The sequence below is a fragment of the Microbacterium sp. CFBP 13617 genome (genome assembly GCF_014839445.1).
Taxonomy (GTDB): domain Bacteria; phylum Actinomycetota; class Actinomycetes; order Actinomycetales; family Microbacteriaceae; genus Microbacterium.
Genome location: NZ_JACYNW010000003.1, coordinates 526,237 through 540,314 on the forward strand (window position 1 = coordinate 526,237; position 14,078 = coordinate 540,314).

Annotated in this window: 12 protein-coding genes; 5 read left to right on the forward strand and 7 right to left on the reverse strand. The window is 69.7% G+C overall.

Annotation, left to right across the window (positions count from 1 at the left end):
• Positions 1-56 precede the first annotated feature (56 nt).
• From IFU40_RS10930 to IFU40_RS10950, 5 genes are all read left to right on the forward strand, one after another.
• Entirely contained in the window at positions 57-1,715 is a 1,659-nt protein-coding gene (locus IFU40_RS10930) for a PTS mannitol transporter subunit IICB (protein WP_070408399.1), read from the forward strand.
• Between the two features lie 103 nt (positions 1,716-1,818).
• The gene (locus IFU40_RS10935) at positions 1,819-2,259 is read left to right on the forward strand and encodes a PTS sugar transporter subunit IIA (RefSeq protein ID WP_055834388.1); all 441 of its coding nucleotides are present in this window, start codon (positions 1,819-1,821) and stop codon (positions 2,257-2,259) included.
• The gene (locus IFU40_RS10940) at positions 2,256-3,407 is read left to right on the forward strand and encodes a mannitol-1-phosphate 5-dehydrogenase (RefSeq protein WP_191926328.1); all 1,152 of its coding nucleotides are present in this window, start codon (positions 2,256-2,258) and stop codon (positions 3,405-3,407) included. The genes IFU40_RS10935 and IFU40_RS10940 overlap by 4 nt, the downstream gene beginning before the upstream one ends.
• Before the next feature lie 42 nt (positions 3,408-3,449).
• The gene (locus IFU40_RS10945) at positions 3,450-4,232 is read left to right on the forward strand and encodes an alpha/beta hydrolase (RefSeq protein WP_191926329.1); all 783 of its coding nucleotides are present in this window, start codon (positions 3,450-3,452) and stop codon (positions 4,230-4,232) included.
• A 291-nt stretch (positions 4,233-4,523) separates the two neighbouring features.
• Positions 4,524-5,372, forward strand: coding sequence for an endonuclease domain-containing protein (locus tag IFU40_RS10950; RefSeq protein WP_342343513.1), 849 nt, complete (start codon positions 4,524-4,526; stop codon positions 5,370-5,372).
• A gap of 325 nt (positions 5,373-5,697) precedes the next feature.
• Here IFU40_RS10950 and IFU40_RS10955 read toward each other — a convergent pair whose 3' ends face one another.
• From IFU40_RS10955 to IFU40_RS10985, 7 genes are all read right to left on the reverse strand, one after another.
• Complete coding sequence (locus IFU40_RS10955; protein ID WP_055834376.1) at positions 5,698-6,804, reverse strand: adenosine deaminase; 1,107 nt, start codon at positions 6,802-6,804, stop codon at positions 5,698-5,700.
• A 26-nt stretch (positions 6,805-6,830) separates the two neighbouring features.
• Positions 6,831-8,123, reverse strand: a complete 1,293-nt coding sequence (locus IFU40_RS10960) for a thymidine phosphorylase (protein ID WP_070408405.1) — start codon at positions 8,121-8,123, stop codon at positions 6,831-6,833.
• A complete protein-coding gene (locus IFU40_RS10965) occupies positions 8,120-8,521 on the reverse strand; it encodes a cytidine deaminase (RefSeq protein ID WP_055834370.1) in 402 nt (133 codons plus the stop codon). The genes IFU40_RS10960 and IFU40_RS10965 overlap by 4 nt, the downstream gene beginning before the upstream one ends.
• 42 nt (positions 8,522-8,563) lie before the next feature.
• Positions 8,564-9,862, reverse strand: a complete 1,299-nt coding sequence (locus tag IFU40_RS10970) for an ABC transporter permease (RefSeq protein WP_083285708.1) — start codon at positions 9,860-9,862, stop codon at positions 8,564-8,566.
• Positions 9,859-11,223, reverse strand: coding sequence for an ABC transporter permease (locus IFU40_RS10975; RefSeq protein ID WP_191926330.1), 1,365 nt, complete (start codon positions 11,221-11,223; stop codon positions 9,859-9,861). Before IFU40_RS10975 ends, IFU40_RS10970 begins: the two co-directional genes overlap by 4 nt.
• The gene (locus IFU40_RS10980; protein WP_191926331.1) at positions 11,220-12,740 is read right to left on the reverse strand and encodes an ABC transporter ATP-binding protein; all 1,521 of its coding nucleotides are present in this window, start codon (positions 12,738-12,740) and stop codon (positions 11,220-11,222) included. The genes IFU40_RS10975 and IFU40_RS10980 overlap by 4 nt, the downstream gene beginning before the upstream one ends.
• 151 nt (positions 12,741-12,891) lie before the next feature.
• A complete protein-coding gene (locus IFU40_RS10985) occupies positions 12,892-13,959 on the reverse strand; it encodes a BMP family lipoprotein (protein ID WP_055835885.1) in 1,068 nt (355 codons plus the stop codon).
• Positions 13,960-14,078: the final 119 nt, after the last annotated feature.

Here is a 14,078-nt window from a genome sequence, read left to right on the forward strand (position 1 = left end):
CAGCCGCTTCCCCACTGCGTGGCCCCCGCTGCGCACCACACCAAGGAGACACAGCAATGACGACGACGTCACCCACCAAGAAGCCGGGAGGGGCACGGGTCGCGGTACAGCGATTCGGCACGTTCCTCTCCGGCATGATCATGCCGAACATCGCGGCCTTCATCGCATGGGGCTTCATCACCATGCTCTTCATCCCCGACGGCTTCTTCGGGGCGCGCAGCCCGTTCGGCTGGCACTGGGAGCCGGTCGCCGAGATCCTCGGCGGCGGCGGTGACGCCGCCACGATCGGCTGGCCCGGCGCCATGACCGCCCTCACCGAGGGCGACGCCGGCACCTACCAGGGCTACGTCGGCCTGGTCAGCGTCATGATCACCTACCTGCTGCCCCTGCTCATCGCCAACACCGGTGGACGCATCGTCTACGGTGCGCGCGGTGGCGTGGTCGCCACGATCGCGGTCATGGGCGTCATCGCCGGCACCAACATCCCGATGTTCCTCGGCGCGATGATCATGGGCCCGCTCGCGGCCTACGTCACCAAGCAGATGGACAAGCTGTGGGACGGCAAGATCCGCCCCGGCTTCGAGATGCTCGTGAACAACTTCTCGGCCGGCATCCTCGGCATGATCCTCGCGATCGTCGGCTTCTTCGCCTTCGGTCCGGTGTTCCTCGGCATCAGCGCCTTCCTCGGCGGCATCGTCGCCTTCCTCGTGCAGTTCAACCTGCTGCCGGTGCTGTCGATCATCGTCGAGCCCGCGAAGGTGCTGTTCCTCAACAACGCCATCAACCACGGCGTCTTCACCCCGCTCGGCATCGAGCAGGCGGCGGAGTCGGGCAAGTCGATCCTGTTCCTCATCGAGGCGAACCCCGGCCCCGGCCTCGGCCTGCTGCTCGCGTTCACCTTCTTCGGTGTCGGCGCGGCGAAGGCTTCGGCTCCCGGTGCGATCATCATCCAGTTCTTCGGCGGCATCCACGAGATCTACTTCCCGTACGCCCTCGCGAAGCCGATGACGATCCTCGCCCTGATCGCCGGTGGCGCTGCCGGTGTCGCCACGAACATGATCTTCGGCGGTGGCCTGCTCTTCCCGGCCGCTCCCGGCAGCATCATCGCCGTGACGGCCGCGGCCGCCGGTGGCGGCATCGCGAACGTGCTCGTGGTCTACCTCTCGGTGATCATCGCCGCCGCCGTGACCTTCCTTGTCGCGGGCGTCATCCTGCGGGCCTCGCGCAAGCGCGACCTGGCCGCCGAGGGGGGCGACGACAAGTTCGCCGCCGCCATCGACCAGACCCAGGCCAACAAGGGCAAGGAGTCCTCGACGCTCGGGGCCCTGCGCACCCGCACCTCGAACGACGTCAACGCCTCGGCGGACCGCGACGTCGAGGGCGCCCTGGGCGGCCTCGAGGGCGGCGCTGTCGCGACCAAGCAGCTGAACAACATCGTGTTCGCGTGCGACGCGGGCATGGGCTCGTCGGCGATGGGCGCGAGCGTCCTGCGCAACAAGATCAAGAAGGCGGGCATCGACGGCATCACGGTCACCAACCAGGCGATCGCGAACCTCGACGGCTCGGCCGACCTGGTCATCACGCAGAACCAGCTCACCGACCGCGCCAAGTCGCAGTCGCCCGACTCGATCCACGTCTCGGTCGACAACTTCATGAACTCGCCGAAGTACGACGAGGTCGTGGAGATGGTGCGCGCCCAGCACGACGCGAAGTAATCCACTATCACGGAGGGGCCGGAGCACATGCGCCGGCCCCTCCGCCTTCCCGTCCGGCCCGATCTTTGCGAGGCTGGACAGCACGACGAGAAAGGCGAGAACCATGTCACACGACGTCCTCCGCATCGAATCCGTCCGCATCCACCCCGGGAGCGCCACCCGCGAGGAGGCGATGAAAGAGGCGGCCGACCTGCTGCAGGCCACGGGCTCGGTCACGGGCGAGTACTTCGCCGCCATGCAGCAGCGCGAAGAGACCGTCTCGACCTACATGGGCAACGAGCTCGCCATCCCCCACGGCACCAACGAGACCAAGCAGGCCATCCTCGAGTCGGGTCTGTCGGTCGTGCGCTACGACGGCGGCGTCGACTGGGGCGGAGAGCCCGTCAGCTTCGTCATCGGCATCGCCGGCAAGGGCGACGAGCACCTCGAGATCCTGTCGCAGATCGCCATCCTCTTCTCCGAGGACGATGACGTCGCGCGTCTGAAGGCGGCTTCCTCGCCCGAGGAGCTCTTCCAGGCCCTGTCCGGGTCCGTCAACGCATGAAGGCCGTCCACTTCGGCGCGGGCAACATCGGTCGCGGCTTCGTCGGACTGCTGCTGCACGAGGGCGGCTACGAGCTCGTCTTCTCCGACGTCTCGGCGGCTCTGGTCGCGGCCATCAACGACGCCTCGTCGTACACCGTCCACGAGGTGGGAGACGGCGGCGTCGACAAGACGGTCACCGGTTTCCGTGCCATCGACAGCTCGGTGGATGCCGAGTCCCTCGTCGACGAGATCGCCACGGCCGACGTGGTCACCACCGCCGTCGGTCCCACCATCTTGAAGTTCGTGGCTCCGCACATTGTCGCGGGGCTCGCGCTGCGCGACCCCTCGCTCGCCCCGCTGCAGATCATGGCGTGCGAGAACGCGATCGGCGCGACCGACCAGCTACGCGAGCACATCGTCGAGCTGGCCGGCGAATCGTGGGACGCCCTGGCCGCCCGCGCGGTGTTCGCCAACACGGCGGTCGACCGCATCGTTCCCGCCCAGGCGCAGGGCGGTGTCGACGTCACCGTCGAGCCGTTCTACGAGTGGGCGATCGAGCGCGGGCCCTTCGGCGACACCCCTCCGCACATCCCCGGTGCGCACTTCGTCGACGACCTCGAGCCCTACATCGAGCGCAAGCTCTTCACGGTGAACACGGGCCACGCCACGACGGCGTACTTCGGCGCGCGCGCCGGCATCGACCGCATCTCCGACGCGCTGGCAGACCCTGCGATCTCGGCACGGGTCGAGGCCGCGCTGGAAGAGACCAGCGCCCTGCTGGTCCAGAAGCACGAGCTCGACCCCGACGTGCAGGGCGAGTACCGCGCGACGATCCTGCGCCGCTTCCGCAACGCGGCCCTTCCCGACACCGTCTGGCGGGTGGGTCGCCAGCCGCTGCGCAAGCTCTCGCGGCACGAGCGCTTCGTCGGGCCCGCCGCCGAGGCGATCGAGCGGGGTCTCCCGGTCGACGCGCTGGTCGCGGCCATGTCCGCCGCCCTCGACTTCTCGGATACCGAGGACACCCAGGCCGTCGACCTGCAGCGTCTGCTGCGCGAGCTCGACGCCGAGGCCTTCACGGCAGAGGTGACGGGGCTCACTCCCGAGCACCCGCTGCACGCCCGGATCGTCGAGATCGTCGCCGCACGGCAGGCAGCCCTGGCCGCGTGACAACCCCGGTCTCCTCACGACACGCAGCGTTACGCTCGTGAGGTGACCGACACCACCCCGTCCGACGCCGGCGGAGCGCCCCGAGCGCCCCGCCGGCGTCGTCGTGTTCTGCGCTGGGCCCTCGGCGGCATCGGCGCTCTCGTGGTGCTGCTGATCGCCGGGATCCTGATCTACACCCAGGTCGGCGTCATGGGCGCCGAGCCCGGCCCCCTCGCCGAGACCGAGGCGGACCCCGCGCTGACGATCACCGACGACGGTGCGGGGATCGTGCTCTCGCCCACCGCCGGCGGCACGGGCCAGGGGCTGGTCTTCATCCCGGGCGCCAAGGTCGAGGCCGAGGGATATATCGCCACGTTCGCCGACACCGTCGTCGACGACGGCATCACCGTCGTCATCACCCGGCCGTGGCTGAACCTCGCGTTCTTCGACCCGCGGCCGCTGTCGACCTTCACCGACCTCGCCCCGGGGGTGTCGACCTGGGCGGTCGGCGGCCATTCCCTCGGCGGTGTCCGTGCCTGTCAGCTGGCACCCGACGCCGACGCACTCGTGCTCTTCGCCTCGTACTGCGCGAACGACCTCACGGCATCCGGACTCCCCGTCCTCAGCCTCTCGGGATCGGAAGACGGTCTGAGCACCCCGCAGAAGATCGCGGATGCCGAGAAGGAGCTCCCCGCGAACGCCACGTTCGTCGAGATCCCCGGCGCATCGCATGCCTCGTTCGGCGCGTACGGCCCCCAGCCGGGCGATGGCACGCCCACGGCTGATCCCGCCGACGTCGACCGGGTGATCGCCGAGCAGCTGGCCGGCTTCCTTCCTCGGCCCTGAGCCGCGGCCCCGCCGCGCGCTGGTTCCCCGCCGCGCGTGGCCCGACGCCGCGCGTGGCCTGGCGCCGCGCGTGGCCCGGCGCCGCGCGCGTACCGGGCCAAACTCCTGAGAAGTCGGCGGCCCGACGGCTTCTACCGCGCCACCGGACGTGAGACGGGGAGGAAGTCAGGAGTTCGGCACGGGCCGCGGCGGGCACCCACGCCTCCTCCACAGCCGGTCGGCACGGGGAGCCCCCTCACAGATCGGCTGGCTGTCGTCCCGGCGTCTGCGAGAAGCCGCGAGGGTGGGCCGGTGGCATCCATCCTTTCGCGGCTCGAACAGCCACACCCCGTCGTCTGGACCACTCACGCCCTGCGCGGCGAGGGGCTCTCGAGGCGCGCCCTCGCTCGCGCGGTCGAGGACGGGAGTCTCCTGCGCGTGCGCCAAGGGAAGTTCCTCGTCGCCGGTGCCCACCCCGACGTCGTCGAGGCGGCCCGCGGGGGCGGAAGGCTCGACTGCGTCAGTCTGCTCGCGCTGCTCGGCGTCTTCGTGCACCATCGCTCGGGACTGCACGTACAGCAGGACCCGCTCGCCAGCCGCAGACCGGTCGCACCGCGCGACGTCCGCTATCACTGGCGGCCGTCGGCGTCGCCCCGCGACAGCGCCGTCGTCGACGTCGTCGAGGCGCTCGCTCGGGCGGTGCGATGTCAGGCACCTCGATCGGCTGTCGCCACGCTCGACAGCGCCTGGCATCTCGGCCTGGTCGACGAGGCGGGGATCGGGGAGGTCTTCGCGAGGCTGCCGGAACGGTATCGCGTACTGCGCGGGCTGCTCGACCGACGAAGCGAAGCGGGGACCGAAACCCTCGTGCGACTGCTGCTGAGAAGCCTGGGCGGCCGCGTCGACCTGCAGGTCCGGATCGACGGGGTGGGGCGCGTCGACCTCCTCGTCGACGGGTGGCTCATCGTCGAGTGCGACAGCGCGCAGTTCCACGGCACCTGGGAGGTGCACAAGAACGACAGGCGGCGGGATCTGGCCGCCCTCGAGCGCGGCTACACGACCATCCGCCTGCTCGCGGAAGACGTTCTTTATCACCCGGAGCGGGTCCGATCCGCGCTCGAGCGCATCCTCGTCGGCGGCGCGCCCGGGCCGAACTCCTGAGAAACCTCGCCATCCGCGCCGCACGACGGCGTGGGATCGGCCACACCGGCAGAAACTCAGGAGTTCGGCCCGCAGATGCCGCGGGCGCGGGGGCGAGTGCGACCCCCGCGGCCCGGCGGCGCGCCCGGACACGCCGGATCAGTCCCGGGACGACCCCGGGCCAAACTCCTGAGGAATCGGCGCCACCGGGCCGCCGTGGCGGAAATTCAGGCCTCGCGCGCGAAAAAATCAGGAGTTTGGCCCGACACACGGTCCCGAGCGCCTGCCAACGGGCCCGGGAACGACGACGGGCGCACGCCGGCATCGACGCGCGCCCGAGGTCGGGTCAGGGCTGGAAGCCCTCCGAGATGATCTCGATGAGCTCCTCGCGCTCCTCCACCGGCAGGAACGCGCCGGCGGCGGCGTTGAGCTGGAACGCCTCGAGGTCACCCAGGTCGTAGTCGAACGCCTGGGCCAGCAGTCCCAGCTCACGGGTGAGCGTCGTCGCGCTCATGAGGCGGTTGTCGACGTTCACCGTCACCGAGAAGTCGAGCTGGTACAGCAGGTCGAACGGGTGGGCGTCCATCGTGTCGCCCCAGGCCGTCACGGCGCCGCTCTGCAGGTTCGAGGTCGGCGACAGTTCGAGCGTGATCTCGCGGTCGCGCACCCAGCGCGCCAGGTCGCCGAAGGTGACCTGCACCTCTTCGCCCTCGCGCGAGACGACGTCGAGGTCGTTGGCGATGCGCACACCGTGGCCGAGGCGCAAGGCGCGTCCGTCGATGAGTGCGGAACGAATGGATGCCAGCCCCGCCCCCTCACCGGCGTGCACCGTGGTGGGGAAGAACTGCTCGGCCAGATAGTCGAACGCCTCGCGGTGACGCGACGGCAGGAACCCGTCTTCGGGACCGGCGATGTCGAAGCCGACGACGCCACGACCGCGCCACGAGACGGCGAGTTCGGCGATGTCTCGGGAGTTGTCGTTGTGGCGCAGCGCCGTGAGCAGCTGACCCACGCGGATGTCCTGTCCGCGGGCGTCGGCGGCGTCTTCCCCCGCTTCGATGCCCTCCTGCACCGCATCCACGACGTCGTCGAGGCTGAGACCGCGGGTGAGGTGCTGTTCCGGCGCCCACCGCACCTCGCCGTAGACGACGCCGTCGGCGGCGAGATCCTCGACGAACTCCTTCGCGGTGCGCACGAGACCCTCGCGGGTCTGCATCACCCCGACCGTCGCCGAGAACTTCTCGAGGTAGTCCTCGAGCGATCCGCCGTCGATGTGGTCCGAGAACCAGGCCTCGAGGCCCTTCGCGTCGTCGGCGGGGAGGTCGAGGTCGATCTCATCGGCCAGTTCGAGGACGGTCTGCGGGCGCAGTCCCCCGTCGAGGTGATCGTGCAGCGACACCTTGGGCAGGCTCTGCACCTTCACACCCTCGATGCGCACGTCGTCGGTGGCCATGGTGCTGCTCCTTCGGTCGGATGCCATCACGCGGTGATGCGCTCGCGCACGAGCGGGGATGCCGCAGGCGCCGTGTCGCCGATCTCCCACGCTCCATCGACCGAGGCGAGTGCCCGCTCGAAGCGGGCCCCGTCATCGGCCGACAGCGTGAACAGGGGCTGACCGGCCGTGATCGGCTGGCCGACGGCGACGTGCAGGTCGATGCCCGCGGCGTGCACGACCGCGTCTTCGGCACGGGCGCGACCGGCGCCCAGGCGCCAGGCGCCGATTCCGAACGGCAACGCCTCGATGCGCGTGACGATGCCCGAGCGGTCGGCGACGACCGTGTGGGTCTCGCGGGGCGTGGGCAGGGCGGCATCCGGATCGCCGTCCTGCGCGCGGATCATGCGCTTCCAGACGTCCATCGCGCGGCCGTCGTTCAACGCCGCCTCGACGTCGGCGTCGGGCTGGCCGGCGAGCGTCAGCATCTCGCGGGCGAGCGAAACCGTGAGCTCCACGACGTCGGCGGGGCCGCCGCCGGCGAGCACCTCGACCGATTCGCGCACTTCGTTGGCGTTGCCGATGGCGAGGCCGAGCGGGGTGTTCATGTCGGTGAGGAGCGCGGTGGTGTTGACGCCGGAATCGGTGCCCAGGGCCACCATGGTGCGGGCCAGCTCGCGTGCGCGGTCGATGTCCTGCATGAAGGCGCCGGAGCCGAACTTCACGTCGAGCACGAGCGAGTCGGTGCCCTCGGCGATCTTCTTCGACATGATGCTCGACGCGATCAGCGGGATCGCCTCAACCGTTCCGGTGACGTCGCGGAGGGCGTAGAGCTTCTTGTCGGCCGGGGCGAGCCCGGTGCCCGCGGCGCAGATGACCGCGCCGACGTCGGCGAGCTGCGCCATGATCTCGTCGTTCGACAGCGCTGCGCGCCAGCCGGGGATCGACTCGAGCTTGTCGAGCGTGCCGCCGGTGTGCCCGAGGCCGCGACCCGAGAGCTGCGGCACGGCGACGCCGAACGCGGCCACGAGGGGCGCCAGCGGAAGCGTGATCTTGTCGCCGACCCCGCCCGTGGAGTGCTTGTCGACCGTCGGCTTGCCGAGCGATGAGAAGTCCATGCGCTCGCCCGAGGCGATCATGGCATCGGTCATCACGCGGATCTCGTCGCGTTCCATCCCCCGCAGCAGCACGGCCATGGCGAACGAGGCCATCTGCGCGTCGGAGACGTAGCCCTTGGTGTAGTGCTCGATGAGCCAGCGCAACGCGGACTCCGAGATCGCGCCGCCGTCGCGCTTGGTGCGGATGACTTCGACCGCGTCGTGCGGGTGAACGGTGGTCATCGTGCCGCCTCCTCGAGCTCGCGGGGTCCGAAGGCGTCGGGCAGCACTTCGTCGATCGTGCGGATGCCGCTGACGGTCTCGAGCAGCATCCCGGGGATGGCGTGCTCGAACAGCAGCTGGCGGCAGCGACCGCACGGCATGAGCGTGCGGCCCTCGCCGTCGACGCACACGAACGCGACGAGCTGGCCGCCACCGCTCATGTGCAGTTCGGAGACGAGCCCGCACTCGGCGCACAGCGTCACCCCGTACGAGGCGTTCTCGACGTTGCATCCCGAGACGATGCGGCCGTCGGCGACGAGCGCCGCGGCGCCCACCTTGAAGCGGGAGTAGGGCGCGTAGGCGCGGTGCATGGCGTCGGTCGCGGCGGAGCGCAACTCATCCCAGTCGATGTCGGTCATCGTGGAGTGCAGGGTCCTCTCGTGAAGGCGAAGTGGGCGGGTTCAGCCCTTGATATACGGTTTGCCGGCGGCCGCGGGGCCGCGGACCTTCCCGACGAGACCGGCGACGGCGAAGATCGTCACGACGTACGGCAGCATCAGCATGAACTCGCTCGGCACGGGCGACCCGATGACGCCGAGAGTGTTCTGCAGGTTCGAGGCGAAGCCGAACAGCAGGGCCGCCAGCGTCGCTCGGATCGGGTCCCACTGGCCGAAGATGACCGCCGCCAGAGCGATGTACCCGGCACCGGCCGTCATCTCTTTGTTGAAGGCTCCGACCGAACCGAGCGTGAAGAACGCGCCACCGACGCCCGCGATCGCGCCGCCCAGCGCCACATTCCAGAAGCGGGTCTTGGCGATGTTGATGCCCACCGTGTCGGCGGCTTGCGGGTGCTCGCCGACCGCGCGCAGACGCAGACCCCAGCGCGTGTGGAAGAGGCCCACGTACACCAGCGCCACCGTGACGTACATCAGGTACACGATGATCGTCTGGTTGAACAGCATCGGCCCGAGGAGGGGGATGTCGGCGAGGAACGGGATCGGCAGGCGCGGGAAGCGCGGCGGCGCGTTCAACGTCGCCGCGTTCGGGGCGAGGAGCTGAGAGAAGAGGAAGCTCGTGAGCCCCACCACGAGCACGTTCAAGACGACACCGACGATCACCTGGTCGACGAAGTACTTGATCGCGAACGCCGCGAGCACGAACGACACGAGCACGCCCGAGACGCCGGCCGCGAGCAGCCCGATGAACGGGTTTCCGGTCGCGGTGGCGACGATCGCCGAGGTGAACGCGCCCGCGAGGAGCTGGCCCTCGATCGCGATGTTCACCACGCCCACGCGCTCGCTCAGGACACCGGCCATCGCCCCGAAGATCAGCGGGACCGACAGGCTGAGGCCACCGGCGAGCAGGCCCGTCAATGGGATCACCGAGGTGGTGGCTCCGGCGGCGGCCCAGGTGAGGAAGCCGACCATGAAGACCAGCGCGAAGATGACGGCCAGCCACAGCGGCGGCCGACGGTGCGCGCGCACCAGCAGGACGCTGGCGACGGTGACGAGCGCGAGCAGGACGGTGCAGACGGCGCCGGTCACGACCCCTCCGAGCACCACCTCGGGCAGTTGCAGGAACTCCCCCGGGCTCGAGATGCGGAACACCGCGTCGCCGTCCTGGCGGGCCACGACGAAGAGCACCGCGGCGAGCACGGTGATGACGCCGTAGACGATCGGCGCCTTCCAGCTGATGACGACGGCCGTGTCGAGCGCCTCCGGCTGCGGTGACACCCCGTGGTGCTGTGCGGTGGTGCTCACTTGACCGCCTCCTTCTTCTTGGCGGCGCGGGTCTTCGACGCGCGCGCACCGGGCGCGGGCAGACGGAAGATGGCGCGCACGAGCGGGGGTGCGGCGATGAACAGCACGATGAGGGACTGCACGACGAGCACGATGTCGATCGGCACACCGTTCGCGGCCTGCATGGCGAAGCCGCCGGCCTTGAACGCGCCGAACAGGATGCCGGCGACGAGCACGCCGACCGGAGTGGATCGGCCCAGCAGGGCCACCGTGATGGCGTCGAACCCGATGCCGGCGTCGATGCCGCTCGAGAAGCCCGTCGTCACGGTGCCGAGCACCTGGTCCACGCCGGCGAGGCCGATGAGGCCGCCGGAGATCAGCATCGCGACCACGTACATCGACTTGACGTTGATGCCGGCCACGCGCGCGGCGTTCGGGTTGAGCCCGACCGCGCGGAAACGGAAGCCCAGCGACGAGCGCTCGAGGATCCACCACACCAGGACGACGGCGGCGAGGGAGAGGAGGAACCCGAAGTGCAGGTTGTACGCGGGGCCGAACAGGTCGGGGAAGACCGCGGTCTCTTTCATGGCCGGCGTGGTGGGGTTGCTGGATCCCGGAGCCTGCAGCAGGCCGGGGGTGCGCAGCAGGTAGTAGACGAGGTAGAACGCGACGTAGTTGAGCATGATCGTGACGATCACCTCGTGCGCTCCGGTGCGGGCCTTGAGGAGCCCCGCGATTCCGGCCCACAGGGCACCCGCTACGACGCCCGCGACGAGCGCGACGAGCGCGTGCAGGCCCCAGGGGAGGTCGAAGGCGAACGCGACGTAGCCGCCGGCCGCCGCGGCCACGAGCATCTGTCCCCGACCACCGATGTTGAACATGCCGACGCGGAACGCGAGCGCGACGCCGAGGCCCGCGGCGATGAGCGGCGTCGCGAAGGTCAGGGTCTCGGTCAGAGGACGGATCCCGGTCGCGAACTCGGGGCGGCGGAAGTTGTAGATCGCGCCCTGGAAGAACGACGCGTAGGCACCCGACACGGACTGCCAGATCGCGACGAGGGTGTCGCCCGGGCGCGCGAAGAAGTAGACAGCGGACGCCTGGACGTTCTCGTCGGTCGCCGCGATCATCACCGCTCCGACGAGGAGGGCGAGGATGACGGCGAGGACCGAGATGATGGCGTTGCCGGTGGCGACCTCGCGCAACGCGCGGCGCCAACGGTTCTCTTCGGTGGCGGGCTCGGGGGCGACCACGCGCGCGCCGGCGGCCGAGTCGACCTCGGCAGCGCCCTCGAGGGCAGCACCGGCGGAGGTCTGATCGGCGACCTCGGCGGCGCGGTCCGCGTGCGTGGCATTCGGGTCGTGCGGGCTATGCGGATCGCTCACGCCGCGACTCCTTCGTTCTGGGGTGTTTCGCCGGCCATCATCAGGCCCAGCACGTCGCGGGTGGTGTCGCCGGGCACGATGCCGACCACGCGGCCCCGATACATGACCATGATCCGATCAGCGAGCGCGGTCACCTCGTCGAGCTCGGTGGAGACCACGATCACCGGCACGCCCGTGTCGCGCGTCTCGATGATGCGCTTGTGGATGAACTCGATCGAGCCCACGTCGACGCCGCGGGTGGGCTGTGCCGCCACGAACAGTCGCAGTTCGCGGCTGAGCTCGCGAGCGAGGACGACCTTCTGCTGGTTTCCGCCGGACAGCTTTCCGACGGGCGTCTCGATCGAGGGCGTGCGCACATCGAACTCCGCCACCTTCTCGCGGGCGAAGCCCGCCAGCGTCGACAGCTGCAGCGCTCCCCCCTTGACGAAGGGGGCTCCGTCGGCACGATCGAGCATGAGGTTCTCGGCGATCGAGAACTCCCCCACGAGGCCGTCTTCTTTGCGGTCCTCGGGGACGAAGCCGACACCGGCATCGAGCACCGCGCGGACGGTCGAACCGGCGAGTTCTTTGCCGTCGAGCGTGATGGAGCCTTCGACCCGGTCCTGCAGCCCGACGAGTGCCTCGGTGAGCTCGGTCTGGCCGTTGCCCTGCACGCCCGCGATGGCGAGGACCTCGCCGCGGCGCACCTCGAAGCTCACGTCGTTGACGACGACCTGTCCGATCGCGTCGACCACGGTCAGGCCCTTCACCGACAGCCCGACCTCGCCGAGGGTGGGCGCGTCCTTCTGCACGGTGAGCTCGACCGCGCGGCCGACCATGAGCGAGGCGAGTTCGGCGTTGGAGGCGGTGGGTTCGGCCTCGCCGACCACCTTGCCCAGGCGGATGACGGTGATGCGATCCGCGACCTCGCGGACCTCACGCAGCTTGTGGGTGATGAAGACGATCGAGGTGCCCGCGGCCTTGAGCTGCCGCATGATCGACATGAGTTCGTCGGTCTCTTGCGGCGTGAGCACGGCGGTGGGCTCATCGAACACGAGCACCTTCGCGTCGCGCGAGAGCGCCTTGACGATCTCGACGCGCTGCTGCACGCCGACCGGCAGGTCGTCGACGAGAGCATCGGGATCGACGTCGAACCCGAAGCGGTCGGAAATCTCCTTCACCTTGGCGCGCGCGGCCGCGATGTCGAGGCGACCGCCGGCTTTCGTCGGCTCGTGCCCGAGCATGACGTTCTCGGCCACGGTGAAGACGGGGACGAGCATGAAGTGCTGGTGCACCATGCCGATGCCGGCGCGCATCGCGTCGCCGGGGCCGGAGAAGTGCTGGACGGCGTCGTCGAGCAGGATCTCTCCGCCGTCGGCCTGGTAGAGGCCGTAGAGGACGTTCATCAGGGTGGACTTGCCGGCGCCGTTCTCACCGAGCAGGCAGTGGATCTCTCCGGCCTCGACAGTGAGGTCGATGTGGTCGTTCGCCACGAGGGACCCGAAGGTTTTCGTGATCCCGCGGAGTTCGAGCTTCATGTTCCCGATCCTAAGTTCTCGACGCCGCGCGACGCAGGCGTTCGACAGGAGGGCCGCGTCGCGCGCGACCCGAGCAGGGGGCGGCCGTCACTGCGGCCATAAAGGGAGGGGAGGCCGGCATGCGCCGGCCTCCCCGAGACAGTACGTGATCTCAGCCGGCGAGGTACGACTCGACGGTGATCGAACCGTCGACGATCTGGGCCTTGAGGTCGTCGATCTTGGTCGTGAGGTCGGCGGGGACCCGGTCGGACCAGTCGTGGTAGTCCGCGATGCCCACGCCCTCGTTCTCGAGCGTGCCGACGAACGGAGCCGCGTCGAACGAGCCGTTGCCGGCGGCGACGATGGCGTCCTTCGTACCGACGTCGATGCCCTTGAGGATCGAGGTCAGCAGCAGGTCGCCGACGGTGGGGTCGGTCTCGTACACGTCGGCGTCGACGCCGACCAGGGCGATCTCGCGACCGGCGTCGCGGATGGCGACGGCAGCCGACTGGTAGATCGGGCCGCCGACGGGCAGGAGCACGTCGACGTTCTGGTCGATGATCGCCTGCGCGGTCTGGCGAGCGGTGTCGTTCGCCTCGAAGCCACCGGTGAACGAGCCGTCCTGGGCGGCGCGGTCCCAGCCGACGACGCGGACGCTGGTGCCGTTGTCGGTGTTGTACTTGTCGACGCCCTGGGCGAAGCCGTCCATGAAGATGCTCACGGTCGGGATGTTGAGGCCACCGAAGGTGCCGACGACGCCGGTCTTCGAGGTGCCCGCCGCGAGGTAACCGGCGAGGTAGGCCGCCTGCGCGGTGTCGAAGATGATCGGCTTGATGTTGGGCGCGTCGGTCTGGCCGTCGAAGTCGCTGTCGACGGTGTCGTCGATCGAGACGTACTGCAGGTCGGGGTTGGCCTTCGCCGACTCGAGCGCCGCGGGGGCGAGGAGGAAGCCGACCGTGACGATCGTGTTGCACCCCTGGTCGACCAGGTTCTGCAGGTTGGACGCGTAGTCGGTCTCGGCCTGCGACTCGACCTCGATGGGGGTCTTCGAGCCGAGCTCGGTGGCGGCCGCGTCGACGCCCTCTTTACCGAGCTGGTTGAACGACTTGTCGTCGAAGCCGCCGGCGTCCGACACCATGCAGGGCAGGTAGTCGCTGGCGCCGGAACCGGCACCGCCCGACGCGCCGTTGCTCTCGGGCGCTGCGCCGCAACCGGCGAGCAGCACGGCAGCGCCGATCATGGCGAGGCCGCTGACGACGGCCTTCTTCGTGGTCTTCACGAATGGTCCTCCAAGACGGATGCCCCCAACGGGTTCGGGGGACGATCCCGTCACGTTACCTACTGTGTCGTCGTGCCCAC